Source organism: Paenibacillus thermotolerans (assembly GCF_028745515.1).
In the GTDB taxonomy this organism is placed as follows: Bacteria; Bacillota; Bacilli; order Paenibacillales; family YIM-B00363; genus Paenibacillus_AE; species Paenibacillus_AE thermotolerans.
On the sequence record NZ_JAQZSG010000002.1, the window covers coordinates 81,678 to 104,525 of the forward strand.

Consider the following 22,848-nt stretch of genomic DNA (forward strand, 5'->3'; position numbering starts at 1 on the left):
GAGTATGAAAGCGATCAACCGCAGAACGATCGATAAGACCAAACGAATGTTATGGGGCTTTACCGGTGAAGGCATTCTCTACAAAATAGCCGTATATTTCTTACTGTCTCTTATCGGTTTCGTATATTTGTACCCGCTGTTTTATATGATCACCTACAGCTTTATGAGTACGGAAGACCTTATAAACCCGTTAATCACCTATCTTCCGTCCGGATTTTTTATGGACAATTTCTCCCGTGCGGCTGAGGTCATGGATTTCCTGAATACGCTATGGCAGAACATTCTTGCTTCCTTCGTCCCTGCCATCGTCCAAACGATTTCGGCGGCGGTGATCGGGTACGGGTTTGCCCGTTTCCGCATCCCCGGCAAATCGATCTTGTTTGCGCTCGTGCTGATAACGTTCATTATCCCGCCGCAAATTACGATGATTCCGCAGTTCTTAATGTTTAAAGATCTCGGACTCATCGGCAGCATATTCTCTTATATTATTCCGGCGGCAATGGGGCAGGGGTTAAAAAGCGGACTGTTTATCCTGATTTTCTTCCAGTTTTTCAGATCGATTCCGAAGGCGCTCGAGGAAGCCGCGCAAATCGACGGAGCCGGCGCTTACAAAATTTTCGCGGTCATTTGCGTGCCGATGGCCGTACCGGCTTTTATCATTTCCTTCTTGTTCTCGATGGTATGGTATTGGAACGAAACGCTGCTTGCGGCGCTGTACTTGGGCGATAAGCTGACCACGCTTCCGCTCGAGCTGCAAAACTTCGCAGCAACGTATCAGAAGATGTTCCCTGTCGATCCGAATGCGCAGACCGGAAGAAGCTTGAATGAAGCGATTAATATGGCCGGGACGTTTTTGAATATTATCCCGTTATTGATCGTTTACTTCTTCACGCAGCGCTGGTTCGTGGAAAGCATCGAGCGTTCCGGCATCACCGGGGAATAAAGGAGAGTGCGCTGTTTTGCGGTACAGGAAATGGGTTGCTTGTTTGGTTGGAGCGGCAGTGCTCTTGACGGCGGCCGCCGGTTGCTCGAAGAAACAGCCGGATGAGCTGGATCTTGAGGCTAAAGCGTCCTTCGATTATTTGTGGGAGCAGTCGAATCATGAAGAAGGCTCGGAAGGCTACGGCTTGACGAGGGACAGATATCCGGGCAATCCGACGATCGCGAGTACGGCGGCGACCGGATTTGCGCTCACGGCGCTTCCGATCGGGGTGGAGAACGGCTGGATCAGCCGCGAGGACGGTTACGAGCGAGCGAATCGAACGCTCGATACGCTTCTTCGAATGGAACACGAGCACGGATTTTTTTACCACTTCGTGAACGTGAGTAACGGCAAACGGGAGTGGAACAGCGAAATTTCGAGCGTCGACACCGGATTGCTGATGAACGGGGTGCTGACGGCGGGTCAATATTTCGGCGGCGACGTTCTAAAGAAGAGCGAGCAGCTGTACGAGCGCGTCGAGTGGCCGTGGTTCGTCGATCAGGGCAGGAATCAATTTTATATGGCTTATTACCCGGAGAAAGGGTTCCAAGGGCACTGGGATTTCTACGCAGAGCAGTTGATGCTCTACGTACTGGCCGCCGGTTCCCCGACGCATCCGATTGACGCATACGACGGCTTCAAACGCCATAAAGCATCGTACAAGGATTCCGAACCGTTCATCCATTCCTGGTTCGGCTCCATATTCACCTATCAGTTTTCTCACGCTTGGATCGATTTTCGCAACATGCTGGACCGGGATGGAGTCGATTGGTTTCACAACTCGGTCGTTGCGTCCCAAGCGAGCCGGCAATTCGCCATCGACCAGAGCGGGAAGTTTAAAGGGGTTGGCGAAAGCTCCTGGGGATTTACCGCGTCCGATTCGCCGGCCGGTTATAACGGGTTGCTCGGTTCGCCGCCTTCCGGCTATGACAATGCCGCGCATCAAGTAGACGGCACGGTTCCGCCGGCCGGGGCGCTGGGCTCGGTCGTATTTACGCCGGACGAATCCGTCGCAGCGTTGAAATATTACCTCACCGTTCCGAAATTGAGCGGCGAATACGGACTCAAGGACGCGTTCAACGAGAATGCGGATTGGGTCGGTCCCGACTATATCGGAATCGATAAAGGCATTACGCTGCTGATGGCCGCCAATTACCGGGACGATGCAGTTTGGAACATCTTTATGGAGGTTCCTTATGTGAAGAAAGGGCTTGAAGCTCTGCAATTCAAAAAGAAATGAGAATACACATCAGCGACTGGAGAGAGTTACCATGAAACAAACGACGAATGTATACGAGCAGCTTTCGGATAAGGTAAAGGCGTTTGTCGACCGGCAATATGAGGATTCCTACCGGTTGATCGACGCTTGCCGCAACCCGCGCACGGGTCTTTACGGCGACGCGTATTTCAGCTTTGCGAAAAATCCGGAGGATCGCTGCTCGGTCGCTGCGACCGGGGTCGGCTTGATCAGCTTGGTTGTTGCCGATTACGAGGGCTGGGACGACCAAGCGGCCGAGAAGGCGAAGCTTACGCTGAACGCCGCTCTCGGCAATGTAGAAGGCTGCAAGCCGGCTAGGGACTCGGGCTTTTTCGCACACTTCATCGATATGGAGACGGGCGAAAATTTAGGATCTGAAATTTCGACGATCGATACTTCGTTGTTGGTAGCGGGTGCGTTGTTCGCAGGGAAGCATTTTAAAGACAAAGCGCCTGAAATCGATGAGATGGCTCACGAATTGTTGAAGCAGATGGACTGGAGCGTCGTTGTCGCCGATAAGGCGAAAGGCGTAATCAACATGATCGTAAAAGACGGCAAAGGGATCGCTCCGCTTCCGGCCTACAACGAGTATGTGCTCGTAGCTCATTTGGCGAAAATCGCCCAGCCGGATCACCCGGATATTCGCGAGCTGTGGGACAATACGTTTGCGGAAGACAAGATCGAGAAATTCCCTATGAAAAATTACCGGGACATTCCGGTAATTACGGATACGAATACAAACGATCCGAGCGATTTGAAGTTTTTGTCTTCGTTCGTTCATCAATTCCCTTATTACTTGGTGCCGGATTATGCGAAGAGCGAGATCTACAACAAGTACTATGAGAATGCATGCACGGCCGACCGCTTGAAGTGGAAAGAGCTTGCCGACGTTCCATCCTATGTATGGGGCTATGGCGCCGGCGCCAACGACGGCTTGTACAACACCTATCATGCGGATAAAATCGAGGATTCGCCGGGCAACGTCGCTTCCGCCTATATCGTAGCCGGATTCCTGCCTGTATACCCTGCGGGCATTCACGATTTGTATGCGATGTATCAGTTGCACATTCCGTATGACGTATATTCGAATCCGCAAGATCCGGAGGATGAAGCGAAATTTCGCGCCGCTTACAAATACGGCTTGCATCGTTATTCCTGGTGGCACCTGGAAGGCAAAGACCGCTGGTACCCGGAGAAGGTGACCGTCATCGATTGGAGCTCCATGCTGTACGGCTTGACGGCGTTCAAGCGGGGAATGTCCTTCTTCACGGATCGGTTGAGATAAGAAAAGCTCTGATATCAAACTTATTTTTTTTAGCGACGGTCGAAACGTTTCACTAATCGAATTGGACGCAAAACAAATTCGGGAAAAAGGCAGGGTTTGAAGCGATGATCGAAATCAAGGAGAAGCGGATTCTCATCGACGGCAAGCCGCAAATCGTTCTGTGCGGAGAAATTCATTATTATCGGTTGAAGCCGGAGGATTGGCAGGACCGCATCGACAAGCTGAAGGATGCGGGCTGCAACGCGGTGGCCAGCTATGTGCCGTGGCTATGCCACGAGCCTGTCGAGGGCGAGTTCGATTTTGACGGGCATACGCATCCGGAGCTGAACCTCATACGCTTTATCGATCTTTGCCGGGACAACGGCTTATGGTTTTTCGTCAGACCGGGCCCGTTCATTATGGCGGAGATGAAGAACGAAGGATTGCCGTATTGGGTGTATGAGAAGCACCCGGAAATCGTGCCGGTCGGCTGGGACGGCAATCCGGCGACGACGAAAACGGTCGATTACCTCGCTCCCGGATTTCTTGAAGCGAGCAAAAATTGGTACCGCGCGGTGATGGCTGTCGTAGCGCCCCGTCTTTACACGAACGGCGGCAATATTATCGCGGTTCAGCTGGACAATGAAATCGGCATGCTCTCTTGGGTAAGCAATTGCCCGGATCTCACGGAAACCGTGCTGAGCGATTTCTCCGCTTGGCTGAAGGAGCGGTATTCCGAGGAGCAGCTTTCGGAGCGCTATCCGTTCTCGCTGGATGACGCAGAAGCGCGCAAGGCGGGTATTCGCTCTCCGAAGGAAGCGTACGCGCCGGAGCTTATGCACGATTTAGGCTATTACATGCGATACCGGATTGCCCGCTATGTGGCCGTTCTTCGCTCCTATGCCGAGGAGTTCGGCGTGAAGGACGTGCCGTTCGTCATTAACATCCACGGTACGAGCGGCGGACGCGGCTTCACTTATCCGATCGGCATCAGCCAGCTGTACGAATCGTATACGCAAGCCCCAGGCTATTTGTCGGGCTCCGATATTTATTTCGGGGACTTGGACATAACTACGTTCCAAGACTTGTACATCATCAACGGGTTTATGGATGCCGTTCACAATCCGGATCAGCCGCTTACCTCCGTCGAATTTAATTGCGGCGACAGCAATTTCGGCGAAACGTACGGCGGGCGCAACGACCCTTCGGCAGCCGATTTCAAAGTTCGGATGTGCGTCGCGCAGGGGAATCGCCTAATCAATTATTATTTGTTGACCGGCGGCTACAACTACCGGATGGATACGCCGGTGGGCGACGGGAACGACCGCATCGCCTTTACCGGCGAACGTCACGGCTTCGCGGCGCCGATCAATCCGGAGGGCGAGCTGAATTATACGTTCCCGAGAATGGCGCGCGCGAACAAGACGATCCTGGCTGCAGCCGATAAGCTCGCGCATATGAACGAGGAGCGCGACGACGTCAGCTTCGCGTTCATTCCGGATTATTACATGACGGAATATCGTTATCCGGGCAGCGAAAGCATGAAGGCGATCCTTGAAAATATCGAGGCGAACCGGGCGCACGGCGCTTGGGAGATCATGGGCCGCGCGATGCTGCTTGCAGGCTATCGTTTCGGCTCGACCGACATTCAAAACAAACCGCTGGATGCTTCGGTCACACCGGTGCTCGCAATGCCGTCCGCCCGTTATATGCACGGCCATATCCAGCAAAAGCTGGCCGACTATTTGCATGCGGGAGGCAAGCTGCTCGTATACGGCGAGCTGCCGAGCTTCGACATGGAAGGCAAGCCATGCTCGATCCTGACGGACGCATTAGGCGTGAAGCCGACCGGACTGCTCCGCGATTCGGGTCATTACCACCTGTCGATCGTTTCGGAAGGCTGGGCTGCGCCGCGTCCGGAAATGCGTTCGTACGTCGCCCAGACGTTCGACGCCGGCAGCCAAACGCCGATTATGCGCGTGTACGGCAGCAATGAGGTTTGCGCATTCGACGCAAAGGTCGGAGAAGGCCGCGCGATCGTATTCGGCCACGCATACCGTTGCGACATCGATTTGTTCCGAACGGCCTTGGAGCTGCTTGGGGCGAAAGCGGGACTCACGCACGACTGCAAATACCACGGCATCTTTATGACTTCGACGGCGGCGAAGGACGGGGAAAGGTTCGTTCATGCGCTCAATTTGGACGGATTTGATAAAGAGATTCGCATCCTGGAGGACGGCAAAGCTTTGTTTGACGGGCGCAAGCTGCTGCTGCAAAGCAAAGACGGAGTAATGCTGCCGCTGAATGTAGCCTTCGGCGATGTGAAGATCGTGTATTCGACCGCGGAAATTGCCAAAGTGAACAATGACGGATTCGAATTCCGGCTGACTCAGCCTGAAGATATTATCGTGCTCGAGACGGATCGCGAAGTGATTCCGAGCGAAAGCTTTACGGTCCGCAAGGAAGGCGGACGAACGGTAATCGTCTCGAGACAGCATGCCAAGGTAAACGACCGCTTAACGCTACAATTCGTGTCATAGGAGGAGCTACATCATGAACCGCACCGATCCAACGATTCAAACGAAAGTGGAAGAGCTTTTATCGCAAATGACTCTTGCCGAAAAAATCGGGCAAATGTACCAAACCGACCCGGGAACCGTTCTTCGTTCCTATAACTCGAATGTCGAAGTATCGACTCCGGTAACCGGCCCCGTATCCGAACGTACGCTCAGCAAGGAGCTGATTTCGAATTTGGGCTCCATCTTGAGCGCGACCGACGCGGAGACGGCATACCAAGTGCAGAAAGTATTCCTTGAACATAACAGGCTGCAAATTCCGCTGCTCTTTATGTTCGATATTATCCACGGCTTCCGCACCGTATTCCCGATGCCGCTCGCTTTGGCATCCAGCTGGGAACCGAAGCTCGCAGAGGATACTTCCAGAGTAGCCGCCGCAGAGGGCGCCGCCTCGGGCATTAAGGTGACGTTCGCGCCGATGGCCGACCTTGTCCGCGATCCGAGATGGGGAAGAGTCATGGAAAGCCCGGGGGAAGACCCGTATTTGAACGGCCTGATGGCTGCGGCAATCGTACGAGGCTTTCAAGGGGATGACCTTAAGGCGCTGGATACGGTTGCAGCTTGCGTGAAGCACTTTGCGGCATACGGCGCTGCAGAGGGCGGACGGGATTACAATACGGTCGATATGTCGGAAGCGGCGCTTCGCAATTATTATTTGCCTGCTTATAAGGCGGGAATCGATGCGGGCGCCGAGATGATTATGACGTCGTTTAACGTATACGACGGCATTCCGGCGACCACCAACTCCTTCTTGTTGCGCAAAGTGCTCAGAGAAGAGTGGGGCTTTGAGGGCGTGGTCATTTCCGACTACACTTCGCTTTGGGAAACGATGTTCCACATGAGCTCCAAAGACGGCGAAGACGCAGCGAAGCAGGGGATTGAAGCCGGACTCGACATCGAGATGATTTCGACGGAATATATTAGCCATCTTGAGCGATTGGTAGAGAAGGGCGAAGTAGACGCCGCGCTGATCGATGAAGCGGTCAGACGCATCCTGACGTTGAAGTTCAAGCTCGGTCTGTTCGACGATCCGTACCGTTACATTAATATCGAGCGCGAAAGAGCGGCGCACCTGAAGCCGGAATATCGTCAATTGGCGAGAGAGGCCGCTCAGAAGTCGATGGTATTGCTGAAGAACGACGGAACCTTGCCGCTGAAGAAGAACGTCAAATCGGTAGCGGTCGTCGGCCCGTTCGCCGACAACGGCCGGATTTTGGGCGCCTGGAGCGGACTCGGGAAGCCGGAAGAGGCTGTTACCGTAAAGCAAGGACTTATTAATAAGTTAGGCAATGATGTGGAAATTAAAGCCGTAGCCGGCTGCGACTACAGCTCGAATGACGTTTCCGGCTTCCAGGCGGCGCTCGAGGCGGCCGCTTCGGCAGAGGTCGTCATTCTCGCCATGGGCGAAGAGGACCATATGAGCGGCGAAGCAGGCAGCCGCGCGTATTTGACCTTGCCGGGCGTTCAACCGAAGCTGGTCGAGGAAGTGCTGAAGCTCGGCAAGCCTACCGTGCTTGTTCTGTTTAACGGACGTCCGCTGGAGCTCAAGTGGTATCACGACAACGTTCCCGCAATTTTGGAAGCTTGGTTCCCGGGAACGGAAGGAGGAAACGCGGTTGCCGACCTGCTGTTCGGCGACGTGAACCCTTCGGCGAAGCTGACGATGAGCTTCCCGTATACCGTAGGGCAAGTGCCGGTTTACTACAACTGCTTGAACACCGGCAGACCGAAAGGGCATGAGGACAACGACTTCCGCTTCCTCTCCAAATATCTCGACGTTCCGAATGCGCCGTTCTACCCGTTCGGTTACGGACTCAGCTACACGGAATATACGTACTCGGATGCGGCTTTGGTCGGCGATACGTTGACGCCGGGCGGCTCCGTGAAGGCGAAAGTAACGGTGCAAAATACCGGAAATTATGCAGGAGAAGAAATCGTTCAAATGTATGTTCGCGATTTGTGGGGAAGCACGTCGAGACCGCTGCTTGAGCTGAAGGGCTTCAAGAAAATTCATCTGGCTCCGGGCGAGCAGGAGACGGTCGAATTTGAAATCGAGCCGGGAATGCTCAAGTATTTCACCGCTAAGAAGGAATACGAGGCGGAGCCGGGCGATTTCAAGGTGTTCGTCGGCAAGAACGCAAGCGATTTGATCGAGTGCGGAACGTTTACCTATAGCGTATAAACCTACAAGACGGCTTGTCTTCCGAAAGGAAGGCGGGCCGTTTTTTTTTTTAGTTGGCCTGAAGAGGTTTTCTTACATCCTGATTGCGAAATCGGTCGCATGGAAAGCCTAAAATCACCATGCCATATCGTATTAGCGAAACATTTTATAAAAAGGTATTGATATACATATCGTATGATATATAATGATCAATATAGAACAAATGATATGTAACCAATGTTCGATTAGGAGAGAGAGCAAATGGCACCCAAAACGAAGTTTACGAAAGAACAGATCGTTGATGCGGCGTTCGAAATTGCGAGGACGGAGGGAGTCGATTCAATTACAATCCGCAAGGTAGCGGAGAAGCTGGGGAGCTCGATTGCCCCGATTTATGTGAATTTCAAAGAGGCTGGCGAGCTGATCGAAGAGGTGTACAAGAAGACCTTTGAGGTCAGCAGGCAAATTTTGATGGAGCAAAACTCGGGCCATCCGTTCCACGATATCGGGGCGGCCAGCATCCGGTTTGCAAGGAAGTATCCGGTTTTGTTTCGCGATCTTGTGATGAAGAAGAACGATCAAGCGAAGCACAATGAGGAAGAGACGCAAGGCTTCATAAAGATGATGAGAATGGACCCCGATCTTAACGGATTGTCTGATGATGAATTGCTGGCAATTTTGCTAAAGATGAAAATGTTTCAGGTCGGGATGAGCGTGATGGCGGCCAATGAATTGCTGCCGGCAGATTTCACGGAAGAACAGATGATTCGGCTGATGAGCAGCGCGGCCGAAGATGTAATCGGAGCAGCGAAGCGTCGTGCGGAACAACAATAATCAAGAGGAGATGTTTACCGTGTCAGCGGCAAGAAGAAAGTTTAGTCTTATATTGTTCATTGCGGCGGTGTTAGCGAGCGGTTGGATCGGCGTGTTGGTAGATTCGAAGCTTCCGGAGCAGCCTGCGGAAAATTCATTAGGAATGGGATTGTGGCTTATATTGCCGATTATCGCAATGCTCGTTCTGCGGCTTGCGAATCGCGATTGGAAGGATTTTGGCGTTCTGCCGAATTTGAAAGGGAATATGAAGTGGTATGGCGCAGCGATTGCGATCTATCCGGTTATGACGGTTATCATTGTCGGCCTTGCATTGCTGTTTAATAGCGCCAGTATTTCCGACGTCGAACTGCATTCAATCCTATCGCTTATGGGTGTTTCGATCGCAGGTAACTTTATTAAGAACATCTTTGAAGAATTTGCTTGGCGCGGATATTTGACTCCGAAACTGATTGAGCTGAAGCTTAATGACTGGATGCTCTACCTCGTATCCGGACTTGTGTGGGCGCTTTGGCATGCTGCGTATTATATGGTGTTCCTGCCGGACTCTTATTTCGAGACGACCTCGAGAATGGGCTTTCTCTTAATAGGCTGTGTGTTAATGGTAGCATGGTCGGTTATGTACGTTGAAATGTATCGGCTTACGAAATCCGTATGGCCGTGCGTGTTGATGCATGCTTTGGAAGATGGAGTGCCTACCTTGCTATTGTCGGTAGCCGGGGTAATTACATTAACGAAAGCAGGCGAACTTTGGCTCAGCCCGACCAGCGGCATCATTACGACGATCCTGTTCGTCGGATTCGGATTGCGGCTCAGGTCGATAAGATTGAAGAAGGAGCAGAAAGGGAATGCCGGGGTTTTGAACGATAGCAATGCTGTGACAATGTAGAGGAAAACACCGAAAAAAGCTCCCAATGAGGGGGCTTTTTGACATTATACAATTTATAAAATATATTTCTCGCCGCTCCTCGCTAACCCCTGCGGCGCTAACGGACACCATAGATGTTATATCGCCTTTTTTGCCACTGGAATACCGCTAGCGGACACCACAGACGCTAAACGTCGATTTTTGGCGCTTATCCGTGCTTTTTCGAGGTAATAACTGCAGGGGTGTCCGTTAAAACTGAACACTCCATTCAAAACGCCGAATAACTGCACTCCTGTCCGTTAAAGCGATCGCCGGCCATCTTGAAATTGATAGGTCGGCGACCGAAGCGAATAACGCGGTTCCCATTGGTTATTCTAACGGTGTAATCGCGTAAAGTACTCATACCCAGACCCTTTGAAGGAGAAGCATATATGACGAATGTGAAGTTAGCGATCGTTTACTACAGCTCTACAGGGACCAATTATAAATTGGCCCAATTCGCAGCGGATGCGGCAAAATCCGAAGGCGCGGAAGTGAAGGTATTGAAGGTTCAAGAGCTGGCGCCGGCATCGGTCATCGAATCCAATCCCGCATGGAAAGCCCATGTTGAAGCGACCAAAGACGTCCCGGTCGTCACTGCGGACGATATCGTTTGGGCGGATGCGATTATATTCAGCACGCCGACCCGCTTCGGCAATGTCGCATCGCAAATGAAGCAGTTTTTAGACACGACCGGAGGCATCTGGTTCCAAGGGAAAACGGTAAACAAAGTCGTCAGCGCCATGACTTCCGCTCAAAACTCCCATGGGGGACAAGAGGCGACGATCTTGTCTTTGTACACATCGATGTATCACTGGGGCGCCATTGTCGTGACGCCGGGGTACACGGACCAATCGATTTATGTCGCGGGCGGCAACCCTTACGGTACCAGCGTATCGGTGGACCAAGACGGGAACATGAAGGAAGACGTTAAAGGCGCGGTGGCGCAACAAACGAAACGTGTCATCACAGTGGCAAAATGGGTTAAAGAAGGCTCGAAGGCGTAAGTTGAACAGGAAAAGGGGACAAATGCTGTCTCCTTTTTTTGCAGATTGGAGGGATTCGAACGTGAAAAAAATAGCGGCGGCAGCGCTTATTGCGCTGCTGTTATCGGTTGCTGTCGGCTGCAATACCGATAACGGGCGAAGGGGAGCGGGTCAAGACGGCAACGGGGAGCCTGCATTGCAGCAATTAACGATCGGAACGGAAGGCACGTATGCGCCTTTTACGTTTCACGACAACAGCGGGAAGCTGACGGGCTTCGATATTGAAATCGCGGAAGAGGTATGCAGGCGCGCCGGATTTGCTCCGAAATTTATTGAGGCGAAGTGGGACGGCATGATTGCGGGCTTGGATGCGAAACGGTACGACATGGTGGCCAACGAAGTGGCGATTCGTCCCGATCGGCTGGAAAAATACGATATGTCCGATCCGTATATTGTTTCTCGGGCCGTGCTGATCGTCCGCGAAGACAATCATGAAGTGAAAACGCTGGACGACTTGAAGGGGAAAAAAGTGGGGCAGTCCCTCGAGAGCAACTACCGGAAGATCGCGGAAGAGCACGGAGCGACAAATACGGTTGTAGAAGGATTTAACCAGGCTATCGATTTACTTGTTTCGAGGCGGATCGACGCAACGATTAACGACAGTCTTTCCTACTTGGATTTGAAGAAGCAGCGGCCCGATTTGCCGATTAAAACCGTTTATGAGGAGCCTAACGCGACAAGCAACGGCTTTTTGTTCCGGAAAGGGAGCGCCGACCTCGTTCAGAAAGTGAATCAAGCTCTTGCAAGCATGAAGGATGACGGGACTTACCTGGAAATATCGAAAAAATGGTTTAACACCGACGTCTTAAAGTAAAGGATTTGTACCGATATGACAACCGACCGTGCGGAACGAATTATTGGAATCCTAAGCGATTCCTTTTTTCCTATTCTCAAGGCTGGGTTGTATTTTACAATTCCGCTGACGCTGATTACATTCGTGCTAGGTCTGTTATTGGCCTTCTTGACGGCTCTCGCCCGCATATCGGATGTGAGGGCGCTGGTCGCGATCGCAAAGTTTTACGTTTGGATATTCCGAGGGACTCCGCTGCTTGTTCAGCTTTTTATTCTCTTTTACGGTTTTCCGAGCTTGGGAATTACGCTGGACCCGTTCCCGGCGGCCGTTCTCGGCTTTACGCTGAATGTAGGCGCATATAGCTCGGAAATTATTCGCGCCGCTATCCTCTCCATCCCTAAGGGGCAAAAGGAAGCGGCTTATTCCATAGGCATGAGCAAATGGCAGGCGATGCGGCGCATCATTCTCCCGCAAGCGGCGCGCGTATCGACCCCGCCGCTGGGAAACACGTTTATTAGTCTTGTAAAGGATACATCGCTGGCGGCGACCATCACCGTAACGGAGATGTTTCAGAAAGGGCAGCAAATCGCGTCCGTTACATACGAGCCTTTGTGGCTTTACATCGAGGTGGCCGTCATCTATTTGGCGTTCAGTACTGTGCTTTCCCATTTCCAGAACAGGCTGGAATGGAGGTTCGAGCGCAGCGCAGCCAGGTAAAGTGAAACGGCTTGTCCGGAAGGAAAGGGCTGATCGTTCTTGATTCGCATCGACGATTTACATAAGCATTTCAACGGGACGGAGGTGCTCCGGGGGATTGATTTCGCGGCCGAACGCGGAAATACCTCCGTCATTATCGGTCCGTCAGGTTCCGGTAAAAGCACTTTTTTGCGGTGCATCAATTTGCTTGAAATACCGGATCAAGGAACCGTATCGATAGGAAGCGCCTCGATCGAGTTCACCGGCAGCAGTCAAAAAATAAGCAATGCAAAAGTGATGTCGATCCGCAAGCAAACCGGAATGGTGTTTCAGAGCTACAATTTGTTTCCTCATCTCACCGCATTGGAAAATGTCATCGAAGGGCAAGTGACAGTCCTTAAACGTTCAAAGGAAGAAGCGAAGCAAAAGGCGCTGACTCTCCTGGAAAAGGTCGGGTTAAGCGGCAAATCTCATATGTATCCGCATCAGCTTTCAGGCGGACAACAGCAGCGGGTCGGGATTGCCCGGGCGATGGCAATGGATCCTCAAGTGCTGTTATTCGATGAGCCGACATCCGCGCTGGACCCCGAATTAGTAGGGGAAGTGCTGAGGGTAATCAAAGGGCTGGCTGCCGAAGGCATGACGATGGTCATCGTGACGCACGAGATGGCGTTCGCGCGGGAGGCCGCGGATCAAGTCGTCTTTATGGATCAAGGCGTGATCGTGGAGAAGGGGGCGCCAAGCGTCATATTCGACAAGCCGGAGAACGAGAGAACCGTGCAATTTTTGAAAATGGTTCGGGAACGTTAGGAATTTCCCCTACGAAAGCTGCGGCGTAAAAGGAAGCAAAATGACAATAACCTACGATGTAACCGCCAACATCGGTTCCGATAGAACGCATTCGGGGATATTTCGGCATTGACCTTGAAATGAGAAATCAGTAAAGTGTTTCGTGTGCGAAATATTCGTAAACGAAAGGTGAGGGCTGTGGATGAGTTTAAGCCCATCATAAGATTTGGAGATTCAATGAGAGAATTGAATCAAGCGTTCTATCACGTGACGCATAAGGTTGCCGAGGAACACGGCACGACTCGGATACAATATCTCACGCTGCGCAAGCTGAAATTGCATCCGATGATGCGGCTGAGCGAGCTTGCCGAGCAGCTTCGCACGAACGCGAGCACGGCCAGCGCCGTTGTAGACCGGCTCGTTCATTCGGGGTTGATCGTCCGCGAGACGCCGTCGAACGACCGCAGGTCCGTTCTGCTCAAGCTGAGCGCCGAAGGCGAGGAAGTGCTCGGGCGCACGGACGAAGCTCTTATGAAACGGTTATCTCCTCTTCTGCAGCTGCCTGAAGAAGAGGTGGAAGAGTTAATTAGGATTCAAGGGAAAATTATTTCTATTTTACAGCAATTGAGAGAGGAATCGTGATATGGAAGCTATACAAAACCAACTGAAGAGGGGGCCGATCGTCGCCTCCTTGATTATCGCGGCGTTCGTCGCGATTTTGAGCCAGACTCTTCTGAACGTCGCTCTTCCGAGCATGATGGAAGACCTGGGCATCGGCGAAAATACGATCCAGTGGCTCATTACCGGTTATATGCTGGTAAACGGCATTCTGGTCCCGATCAGCGCGTATTTGATCGGTCGTTTCACGACAAGACAATTGTTCCTGTGGGCAACCGGCTTGTTCACCGCCGGAACCGTGATATGCGCGTTGGCGCCAGGCTTTGAGGTGCTGCTGACGGGCCGCTTGATTCAAGCGGCAGGCGCGGGTATTCTAATGCCGCTCATGTCGATCGTGTTCCTGACGATTTTCCCGATCGAGCAGCGCGGGAAAGCGATGGGTATGATGGGTCTCGCGATGATTTTCGCCCCGGCCGTCGGACCTACGCTCTCGGGTTGGATCGTGCAAAACTACTCCTGGCGCGTTCTATTCTATGTCGTTCTTCCGCTGACCTTGCTTGGACTCATATTCGGCGCGCTTTCCATGAAAAATGTGACCCAAACCTCGAAGCCGAAATTCGATATGGCAGGCGTCATTTACTCGACGCTCGGCTTCGGCGGTCTGTTGTACGGGTTCAGCGATGCGGCGAATGACGGCTGGGACAGCACCCGCGTGATCGTTAGCTTGGCGGCGGGCACTTTATTTTTGATTTTGTTCGTTATCCGCGAGCTTCGGACGGATAAGCCGATTTTGGAATTCCGCGTATTCAAGTACGACATGTTCTCTTTGACCACCGTCATCAACGTCATCATTACGATGGCGATGTTTTCGGGCATGATTTTGCTCCCGATCTTCCTGCAGACGATTCTCGGTTTTTCGCCGATGAAATCCGGTTTGCTGCTGCTGCCGGGCGCGCTCTTGATGGGTCTTATGTCGCCGGTTACCGGCATGATCTTCGATAAAGTAGGCGCTCGTTGGCTGGCTGTTGTCGGGCTCATCATTACAACCGTGACAACGTACGAATTGAGCCATCTGACCGTAGACACGACGTACAATCACATGCTCTTGATATACACGGTTCGCATGTTCGGCATGTCGATGCTGATGATGCCGATTCAGACGGCGGGCATGAACCAGCTGCCGCAGACTTTGAATGCGCACGGCTCCGCTATGTCTCAGACGCTGCGGAACGTGGCCGGCGCGCTGGGCACCGCCTTCCTGGTGACGCTGTTCACCAACGCCGCTCAATCGGAAGGTAAAAGAATGGTCATTGACGCCCAAATCAACCCGGCCGATGCCGCGAATCAAGCCAAGATGCTGGAAATTACGCAGCAAGCGACCGTTTACGGCATCAACCACGCATTCGAAGTGGCGATGTGGATGACGGTTGCCGCCCTCGTGCTGGCTTTCTTCATTCGCAGGGTGAAGCCGCATCAGGAGAAGGTCACCGTCAAGCAGGAGCCTGCCAAGGAATTGGCAAGCTCTTAAAGTTAAGCCCCGACCGCGAAGGTCGGGGTTCTTTTTTCAGATAAAGTGACGAGGCGTCTCTTATTATATGATCGACCGTTCCTCGAACACCTTTTTGGTGACAAACATTGCATTCAATACTTTCGGAAAACCGGTGTATGGGACGCAATGCATGATCGCCTCGACGATTTCCGTTGCGGAAAGCCCCACATTGAGAGCGGCGTTGATATGTACGTTTAGCTGCGGCTCGCAGCCGCCTTGCGTAGTTAAGGAAGCAATGGTGACCAATTGCCTTTGCTGAAGCGAAATCCCTGGTCTAGAGTAAATATCTCCAAATCCAAATTCAACGATATACCTTCCGAGATCGGGTGCTATTTTTTCCAGCGATTCAATAACGCGCTCTCCGGCTTCTCCATCGATTTGCATCAGCTTTTCCCAGCCTGTGCGATACCGTTCCTCAGACATCTATGATTCCTCCAATTCGTTTGAATGGTATCATGCTACACGTTTGAGCGCGCTCTAAGGCAACAACTTTTTTAAAGTTCCGGAATTGCAACTAAACGTTCCGCTCTTTATAATGGTTCGCATGGAAAATACCTTTACGATTCAACAAATCTCAAAGCATACAGGCCTTTCCTCGCACACTTTGCGCTATTATGAGAAAATCGGATTGTTGCAGGCAGTCCGTCGCGATTGTAACGGTTACCGCGAGTACACGGAGTCCGATATCGACTGGATTCATTTCTTAAATAGGCTCAAGGAGACTGGAATGAAAATCAGCGATATGAAGCGGTTTTCCGATTTGCGGTACCAAGGTGAAACTACAATTGGGACAAGGCGATTATTGCTGGAGGTTCACCGGAATAGTTTGTTGAAGCAAATCGAAAGCCTGAAAAACCATTTGAATCGAATTGATGAAAAGATTGAATATTACAAAGGGAAGGAATAATTGCTTGTATAAGCCTGTTATTCTATAATGATTTCTTGCTTTACATAACTGGATATCTTTCAAGGGGATGTATGTGGTGGAAGCATTTTTGATGGGCCTTGTAGAAATTATTTTCATCAACATCATACTAAGCGGCGACAATGCGGTTGTCATTGCGTTGGCGTGCAGAAGGCTTCCGGCGGAGCAACGGGCGAAGGCGGTTTTCTGGGGCAGCTTCGGCGCCATCGCACTGCGGGTCGTACTTACTTTCGTTGCCGTATGGCTTTTGCGCATCCCCTTCTTTCAAATCGTCGGGGGGCTGTTATTGCTCTGGATCGCCGTAAAGCTGCTCAAGGGCGAAGACGAGAGCGAGCGCTTGAAAAGCGGATCCAATATGGCCGAAGCCATAAGAACCATTATTATCGCCGATCTGGTCATGAGTTTGGATAATGTCGTGGCGGTGGCGGGGGCCGCTAAAGGGAACCTTGTGCTGATTGCGATCGGACTAGCCGTAAGCATTCCGCTCATCATTTGGAGCAGCCGCGCATTAATGGCGTTAATGAACCGGTTCCCGATTCTCGTCGTTCTCGGAGCGGGCCTGCTCGGTTATACTGCGGGCGAGATGATTTTAAGCGACAAGGGCGTAGCGCATTTGGTCGAGGAATATTTCGCAAAAGGCCACTTCGTTCTGCCGATTATTTTGGCGATTGCCGTAATTATTATTGGAAAACTAGGCCACAGGCAAATGAAGTTAAATCATTAACGCGAACGGCTGCGCACAGGCGCAGCCGTTCGTCGTCCGTAATGCGAATATTGTAACGGCATCCGGGGCACAATGTTTCAATGGAAAAAACATTACGGAAAGAACGTGAACAACCTGGAGAACAAATATGTTAAAGAAACGCGCTGCTTTAAAATCTTGCGGGTATTTCCTCCGGACGTTAACAACCACGAAACTTTGTTCGGCGGAAAGTTAATGTCGTATATAGATGATATCGCTTCTATTTCAGCTACTAAATTATGCAGAGTGACGGCCGTTACCGCCTCCACGGATTCGGTCGACTTCCTTGAGCCGATCCGTCCGACCGATTCGGTATCCTTAGAATCGTTCGTTACTTGGACAGGCAGAAGCTCCATGGAAGTGTTCGTGAAGGTAATCAAGGAGGATTTGAAAAGCGGGGAGAGGAAAATCGCCGCAACCTCATTCCTGACCTTCGTCGCCTTGGACGAGAACAACAAAACGATCCCTGTCCCGCAGGTTATGCCGGAAACGGAAGAGGAGAAGGTATTGAATGAAACGGCCGCGCAGCGGAAGGAAATGAGGAAAGCAAGACGCGAAGAAAGCAAGAAGTTTGCCGATTTCTTATTGACGAAGTACCCTTGGGAATAAGCATTGCAACAGCCCGCAGCAACGAATGTCTTTCGAGAACCGCCCGGCCGGCATCGGTAACTGGTCCGACAAATACCGGCCGGGCATTTCGTTGTTGAAAGCGATAATAGTTCTATCAATCTTCCACCTCAAACTCTCTCTCTTGGAATACCCTCCTTTTTTGTTCTTTTCTACCGGAAGAATGGCACAAGAACGCTCCTTTTCTCTAGCATATTTTGAGGTATATCAGAAAAGGAGGTGATCGTTATGATGGTGCGCATTCTTGATAAAAAAGCAACGCAACCTCGCCGCAGATTCAACTTGTCCAGGGCTGTCAGAATTCCTCACTCGCCGAGCAAGCTTAACCTTGCCTCTATTCAAATAAAGATCCCCATGAACTCCCAACCGAATCGGGTTGAGTTAGTTGCTACCGTCGGCGTACGCGGAGTTACGGGTATCGCACAAATCCGCTTTAAAATTTGGCGGAACGGACGGCATATTTATACTGCCCAACAAGGAATCGAATCTTCAGGCTCGGAAAGAAACTATGTAGTTACGTTCCAAGCAATTGATAGAAACGTTGCAGCAGGAACCCATCGCTATATGGTAACAGCCGAGAACGTTACCCGCGGCACGAGAGCTGCTGTGGTCGGCCCGGTTTCTTTCAGCGGTTTGGCCGTTCGGGTTAGACGGGCAAACGTGTAATTCCCGGTATCATCTTTCCGGCAGAAACTCCTCCGCTATACGAAATGCAAAAGCGCCGAGCTTACAATTTTTTTGTAAGCCGGCGCTTCTTTTGTTAACGTCATTTCACCGAGCGTCTCCATTTAATCGTGGCGCTTAGCTTGATCGGATGTTTGGCCGCCTTGCCCTTGATCATTTCGAGCAGCTCCTTGGCCGCCAAATACCCGCTTTCGTATCGCGGAATGGATAAGGTGGTCAGGCCGGCCAACGCCGCCGAGTCGGAATCGTCGAAGCCCGTGACCGAAATGTCGTCGGGCACTTTGATGCCGTGCTCCTCGAACGCCTTGATCGCCCCGATCGCCATATTGTCGTTGGCGCACACCAGCACCTCGGGCAAGGCGTTGCCCAAAATCATCAGCTTGCCCGCTTGGTATCCGCTGCTCTCGCGGTAATTGCCGTGAAAGTAGTTCCGGTGGTCGAAGTCAATTCCGTTGGCCGACAAGGCGTCGGTAAATCCGGCAAACCGCTCCTTGTTGTCGAGCGTCGTAACGATGCCGCCGAGATATCCGAACTGCTTGAAGCCCTTATTGACAAGCGCCTGCACCATCTCGTACATGACCGGGTAATTGTCGACGATGACGCTCTTGGTATTGACGAGCGGGTCGGCAATGATCCGATCCATTACGACGACCGGAAAGTCCGGTTGGGCGACCGAAATCAGGTCATCGTCCGCCATGCTTCCGTCAAGGCAGATCGTACCGCGGGCGAAGCCGCTGTTCATAAAGTTTGCGCTCGATTTGTTCGTGCAAATAATTAAATTGTAGCCGTTTTCGTTTAAGCAGTCGCTGATTCCTTCGATGATTTTTAAATAAAAATCCCGGTCGAAATCGCTGAAAATAAAGACAACCGTATTAGAAGCGCCAGCTTTAGGCTTCTTCGGCGATGGCGGAGCATAGCCGTGCTCGGCACAAAATTGCAGAATCCGTTCCCTGGTTTCTTTCCCTACATTCTTGCGTCCGTTAAGAACATTGGACACGGTAGAAACGGAGACGCCCGTATGCTTTGCAATATCCTTCAAGCCAATCATGGCGAGTCCTCCCCTGAGTGCTTATGGGTGTATTATAGCACGGTTTTTTGTGATTGAGCGGACAACGATGGAATTAGTAAATATTTTAGTAAAATACATACGATATTTTACCTATTTAGTAAAAATATTTGACCTGTTAATACGCTTTCAATTATAATTCGAGGTGTTAGTTAGTAATTATTTTATAGAAAACCACTATTTTAGGGGGATTGAAGCATGGGAAAAGGTAAAAAGTTAATTAGTTTACTAACCGCTGCTGCATTGGTTGCAGCCATCGCAGGGTGCGGGTCTTCGAACGGCGGCAATACCGGAGCTTCGGGGTCGGACGCTTCGAAGGGCTCGGAAAAGCTGGCGAAAATATCGATTTTCCAATCGAAGGTTGAAATTGCAGAGCCGTTGGAAGCGCTCGCCAAAAAGTATACCGAGGAAACCGGCAACGAGGTCGAGGTATGGGGCTCCGCGGGCGACGCGTACATGACGCAGCTGCAGGCTAAACTCGCCGCAGGCGAAGGCCCGTCGATTTTCAGCGTTGCATCCGGCTCCGAGGTGGAGAAGTTTGCATCGTACTATTACGACATGAGCAATGAGGAATATGTGAAGAACATCGCGCCGGATATGGCGGCAACGGTCGACGGTAAAGTCGTCGGCGTTCCGTACGGCGTGGAAGGGTTCGGCCTTGTATACAACAAGAGCATGGTCGAACCGAAGAATGTGACGGATCTCGCATCCTTCACCAAGACGCTCGAGGATCTGAAGGGGCAAGGCAAGAACGGCTTGAGCCTGTCCCAGGAAGCTTACTTCTTGATCGGTCACATCCTGAATACGCCGTTCGCGCTCCAGCCTGATCCGGTGGCCTTCATCGACAAGCTGAACAAAGGCGAAGTGAAGATGGCGGACACGAAAGAGTTCCAAGAATTCGCCAAGTTCATGGAAGCGATCAAGGCGAATACGACCAACCCGATGGAAGTGAAGTACGACACGCAGATGGGCGACTTCGCAACGGGCAAGACGGCTATGGTTCATCAAGGCAACTGGAGCTACGGCATGCTGAAGGACTTCGGCGATCTCGGCTTCGAAGTCGGCATGATGCCGCTTCCGCTCGCAGGCAACGATAAGATCGCGGTCGGCGTAGCAAGCAACTGGGTGATCAACGGCAAGAAGAACGCCGACGAAATCAAAGCCGCTAATGCGTTTCTGAACTGGATGCTGACAAGCGAGACAGGCAAAAACACGATCGTGAACGAATTCAAATTTATTCCGGCCATGACGAATATTGAGCCGAACGGCTTGGATCCGTTGTCGCAAGCCGTCTTCGAAGCTACGAAGAACGGAGAGACGATTCCGTGGGCGCTCAATTATTTCCCGCAAGGCATCATTGTGAACGATTTGGCTCCCGCTACGCAAGAATTTTTCTTGAACAAAAATATGACCGGCGAGCAGTTCTTGCAAAAGCTTGACGCTGCATGGGCGAACGGCGCCAAGTAATGCGGAATTAACTCTATAATCCCGTGCGTCGCGAACCGAAAACGAAAGCCTAACGCGATTGTTAGGCTTTCGTTTTATCTTGCAGTATGTAAATTAATAGACCCGGGGAGAGGGAGCGATATGAGCAAAAGGAAAGATATAGCCTGGTATGCCTTATTCACGGTTCCGCTGGTATTTATTTTTACCACTGTCGTAATCATCCCGTTTATGATCGGCATTTACTACTCGTTCATCAGCTGGGACGGCATCCCGGCGAACCCTAAAGTATTTGTAGGGTTCGACAATTACGTGAAGCTGTTCCAAGACGGGCGGTTTCTCCAATCCGCATGGCATACGATTCAGTTTACTGTGATGGCTCTCGTGGCCGTCAATGTGATGGGACTTCTGTTTTCGCTGCTCGTGACGAACGGGCTTCGAGCGAGCAACGCGGCGCGAACGATGCTGTTTATGCCGAACCTGATCGGCGGCTTGATTCTCGGTTATATTTGGCAGTTCATCTTTACGGATGCGCTTAAGTTTATCGGCGAGAAGACGGGAATGGAGAGCATTTTCTTCAACTGGCTGATCCATCCGCAATTCGCTTTATATGCTCTGGTTATTGTGTTCGCTTGGCAAATGGCCGGTTATACGATGGTTATTTACATAGCCGGCATTCAGAGCATTCCGGACGAAATGATGGAAGCCGCCAAGGTGGACGGCGCCAATGTATGGCAAAGGCTGACGAAAATCATTTTCCCGCTGCTGATGCCGTCGTTTACCATATGTTTGTTTCTTACGCTTTCCGGGGCGTTCAAAATTTTCGACGTCAATCTGTCCTTGACGAAGGGCGGTCCAAATAATACGACCGAAATGTTCGCGATGAATATTTTCAACGAGATTTTCGGCTATAGCAATTACGGTGTCGGTCAGGCGAAAGCGATCGTGTTCTTCTTGATCGTAGCCGCGATTACGTTGACGCAGGTCGTTATCACCAAGAAGAGGGAGGTGCAGATGTAATGCGTAAGGCAGGCAAGCTTGCGGCCGAAGTGCTGCTGTTCGTTGTTGCGCTCGCATTCCTCTCTCCGATTTACCTGATGCTGGTCAATTCGTTCAAAAATCGGGCGGAGCTGTACGAGAACGCGCTGGCGTTACCTTCTTCGTTCAGCTTTGATTACTATGTTCAGGCCGCCCAGAAAATGAATTTCTTTACCGCGCTGGGCAACTCGCTTTATGTAACGATCGTTTCGGTCGTTATTGTCGTCATGTTGTCGTCCATGACGGCATGGATGCTGGTAAGAACGGATAACCGGCTGAGCCGGATCATCTTTTTGACGTTCGTGTCGACGATGCTGATCCCGTTCCAGACGCTGATGATGCCGCTAATGCAGGTGATGGACTGGATTCGGGACAATCTGCACATTCCGATGCTGAACACGCACGAGGGCTTGATTTATATGAATATAGGCTTTCACGCCAGCATGGCGGTATTTTTGTACCACGGCTTTATCAAATCGGTGCCGGTCGCCTTGGAGGAAGCGGCGACGCTGGACGGCTGTACGAAGTTCGGCGTCTTCTGGCGAATCGTGTTTCCGATGTTAAAGACCATTACGATTACTATTGCGATTTTGGACGTCATTGCGATGTGGAACGATTACTTGCTTCCGTCGCTTACCTTGTCGGATAAAGGGCTTCGCACTATTCCGCTGTCGACGTTCTACTTCTTCGGGGAATTTACGATCGTGTGGAATTTGGCGATGGCCGGATTGACGCTGACGATCGTTCCGGTCGTAATATTCTATATGTTTGCACAGAAATACATCGTTAAAGGAATCGCGGCAGGGGCTGTAAAATAACATTTTCGCAAATATGCTTATCGATAACGGCGCAA

The 22,848-nt window shown here is 51.4% G+C and carries 22 protein-coding genes; 20 read left to right on the forward strand and 2 right to left on the reverse strand.

Features of this window, described 5'->3' with window-relative positions:
* Nucleotides 1-4: 4 nt before the first annotated feature.
* The 13 genes from PT964_RS02275 (at nt 5) to PT964_RS02335 (ending at nt 15,449) form a co-directional block, all read left to right on the forward strand.
* Nucleotides 5-943 (forward strand): carbohydrate ABC transporter permease, encoded by a 939-nt coding sequence (locus PT964_RS02275; RefSeq protein ID WP_274361698.1) that lies wholly within the window; start codon nt 5-7, stop codon nt 941-943.
* Nucleotides 944-959: 16 nt separating this feature from the next.
* Entirely contained in the window at nt 960-2,222 is a 1,263-nt protein-coding gene (locus PT964_RS02280; RefSeq protein ID WP_274361699.1) for a glucoamylase family protein, read from the forward strand.
* A 31-nt stretch (nt 2,223-2,253) separates the two neighbouring features.
* On the forward strand, nt 2,254-3,525 hold the full coding sequence (locus PT964_RS02285) for a hypothetical protein (protein ID WP_274361700.1): 1,272 nt from the start codon (nt 2,254-2,256) through the stop codon (nt 3,523-3,525).
* A 104-nt stretch (nt 3,526-3,629) separates the two neighbouring features.
* Entirely contained in the window at nt 3,630-6,044 is a 2,415-nt protein-coding gene (locus PT964_RS02290) for a beta-galactosidase (RefSeq protein ID WP_274361701.1), read from the forward strand.
* 13 nt (nt 6,045-6,057) lie between these two features.
* Nucleotides 6,058-8,262 carry a beta-glucosidase BglX gene (gene bglX, locus PT964_RS02295; RefSeq protein WP_274361702.1) on the forward strand — a complete coding sequence of 735 codons (2,205 nt, stop codon included), beginning with the start codon at nt 6,058-6,060 and terminating at the stop codon, nt 8,260-8,262.
* A 240-nt stretch (nt 8,263-8,502) separates the two neighbouring features.
* Nucleotides 8,503-9,075, forward strand: coding sequence for a TetR/AcrR family transcriptional regulator (locus PT964_RS02300; RefSeq protein WP_274361703.1), 573 nt, complete (start codon nt 8,503-8,505; stop codon nt 9,073-9,075).
* A 10-nt stretch (nt 9,076-9,085) separates the two neighbouring features.
* The gene (locus PT964_RS02305) at nt 9,086-9,961 is read left to right on the forward strand and encodes a CPBP family glutamic-type intramembrane protease (protein ID WP_425262663.1); all 876 of its coding nucleotides are present in this window, start codon (nt 9,086-9,088) and stop codon (nt 9,959-9,961) included.
* Nucleotides 9,962-10,371: 410 nt separating this feature from the next.
* Complete coding sequence (gene wrbA, locus PT964_RS02310; protein WP_274361705.1) at nt 10,372-10,986, forward strand: NAD(P)H:quinone oxidoreductase type IV; 615 nt, start codon at nt 10,372-10,374, stop codon at nt 10,984-10,986.
* A 61-nt stretch (nt 10,987-11,047) separates the two neighbouring features.
* Nucleotides 11,048-11,839, forward strand: coding sequence for an amino acid ABC transporter substrate-binding protein (locus PT964_RS02315; RefSeq protein ID WP_274361706.1), 792 nt, complete (start codon nt 11,048-11,050; stop codon nt 11,837-11,839).
* Between the two features lie 15 nt (nt 11,840-11,854).
* Nucleotides 11,855-12,535 (forward strand): amino acid ABC transporter permease, encoded by a 681-nt coding sequence (locus PT964_RS02320; protein WP_274361707.1) that lies wholly within the window; start codon nt 11,855-11,857, stop codon nt 12,533-12,535.
* 39 nt (nt 12,536-12,574) lie between these two features.
* Nucleotides 12,575-13,324: an amino acid ABC transporter ATP-binding protein gene (locus tag PT964_RS02325; RefSeq protein ID WP_274361708.1), complete on the forward strand. Its 750-nt coding sequence runs from the start codon at nt 12,575-12,577 to the stop codon at nt 13,322-13,324.
* A gap of 216 nt (nt 13,325-13,540) precedes the next feature.
* Complete coding sequence (locus tag PT964_RS02330) at nt 13,541-13,945, forward strand: MarR family winged helix-turn-helix transcriptional regulator (protein ID WP_274361709.1); 405 nt, start codon at nt 13,541-13,543, stop codon at nt 13,943-13,945.
* Nucleotide 13,946: 1 nt separating this feature from the next.
* The gene (locus PT964_RS02335; RefSeq protein WP_274361710.1) at nt 13,947-15,449 is read left to right on the forward strand and encodes a DHA2 family efflux MFS transporter permease subunit; all 1,503 of its coding nucleotides are present in this window, start codon (nt 13,947-13,949) and stop codon (nt 15,447-15,449) included.
* A 63-nt stretch (nt 15,450-15,512) separates the two neighbouring features.
* Here the strand turns inward: PT964_RS02335 and PT964_RS02340 are convergent, their stop codons facing one another.
* Nucleotides 15,513-15,893, reverse strand: coding sequence for a carboxymuconolactone decarboxylase family protein (locus PT964_RS02340; RefSeq protein ID WP_274361711.1), 381 nt, complete (start codon nt 15,891-15,893; stop codon nt 15,513-15,515).
* Nucleotides 15,894-16,014: 121 nt separating this feature from the next.
* Here PT964_RS02340 and PT964_RS02345 point away from each other — a divergent pair, with 121 nt between their 5' ends.
* The 4 genes from PT964_RS02345 (at nt 16,015) to PT964_RS02360 (ending at nt 18,430) form a co-directional block, all read left to right on the forward strand.
* Entirely contained in the window at nt 16,015-16,377 is a 363-nt protein-coding gene (locus PT964_RS02345; protein ID WP_274361940.1) for a MerR family transcriptional regulator, read from the forward strand.
* A 67-nt stretch (nt 16,378-16,444) separates the two neighbouring features.
* On the forward strand, nt 16,445-17,119 hold the full coding sequence (locus PT964_RS02350) for a TerC family protein (protein WP_425262658.1): 675 nt from the start codon (nt 16,445-16,447) through the stop codon (nt 17,117-17,119).
* A 114-nt stretch (nt 17,120-17,233) separates the two neighbouring features.
* Entirely contained in the window at nt 17,234-17,746 is a 513-nt protein-coding gene (locus PT964_RS02355) for an acyl-CoA thioesterase (protein ID WP_274361941.1), read from the forward strand.
* Nucleotides 17,747-17,995: 249 nt separating this feature from the next.
* A complete protein-coding gene (locus PT964_RS02360) occupies nt 17,996-18,430 on the forward strand; it encodes an exosporium protein C (RefSeq protein ID WP_274361942.1) in 435 nt (144 codons plus the stop codon).
* Nucleotides 18,431-18,530: 100 nt separating this feature from the next.
* Here PT964_RS02360 and PT964_RS02365 read toward each other — a convergent pair whose 3' ends face one another.
* A complete protein-coding gene (locus PT964_RS02365; RefSeq protein ID WP_274361713.1) occupies nt 18,531-19,496 on the reverse strand; it encodes a LacI family DNA-binding transcriptional regulator in 966 nt (321 codons plus the stop codon).
* Between the two features lie 216 nt (nt 19,497-19,712).
* On the opposite strand from PT964_RS02365, the gene PT964_RS02370 reads away from it, so the two are divergent.
* The 3 genes from PT964_RS02370 (at nt 19,713) to PT964_RS02380 (ending at nt 22,813) form a co-directional block, all read left to right on the forward strand.
* The gene (locus PT964_RS02370; protein WP_274361714.1) at nt 19,713-20,981 is read left to right on the forward strand and encodes a sugar ABC transporter substrate-binding protein; all 1,269 of its coding nucleotides are present in this window, start codon (nt 19,713-19,715) and stop codon (nt 20,979-20,981) included.
* A 120-nt stretch (nt 20,982-21,101) separates the two neighbouring features.
* Nucleotides 21,102-21,977, forward strand: a complete 876-nt coding sequence (locus PT964_RS02375; RefSeq protein ID WP_274361715.1) for a carbohydrate ABC transporter permease — start codon at nt 21,102-21,104, stop codon at nt 21,975-21,977.
* Complete coding sequence (locus tag PT964_RS02380; RefSeq protein ID WP_274361716.1) at nt 21,977-22,813, forward strand: carbohydrate ABC transporter permease; 837 nt, start codon at nt 21,977-21,979, stop codon at nt 22,811-22,813. The genes PT964_RS02375 and PT964_RS02380 overlap by 1 nt, the downstream gene beginning before the upstream one ends.
* The last annotated feature ends 35 nt before the right edge of the window (nt 22,814-22,848 follow it).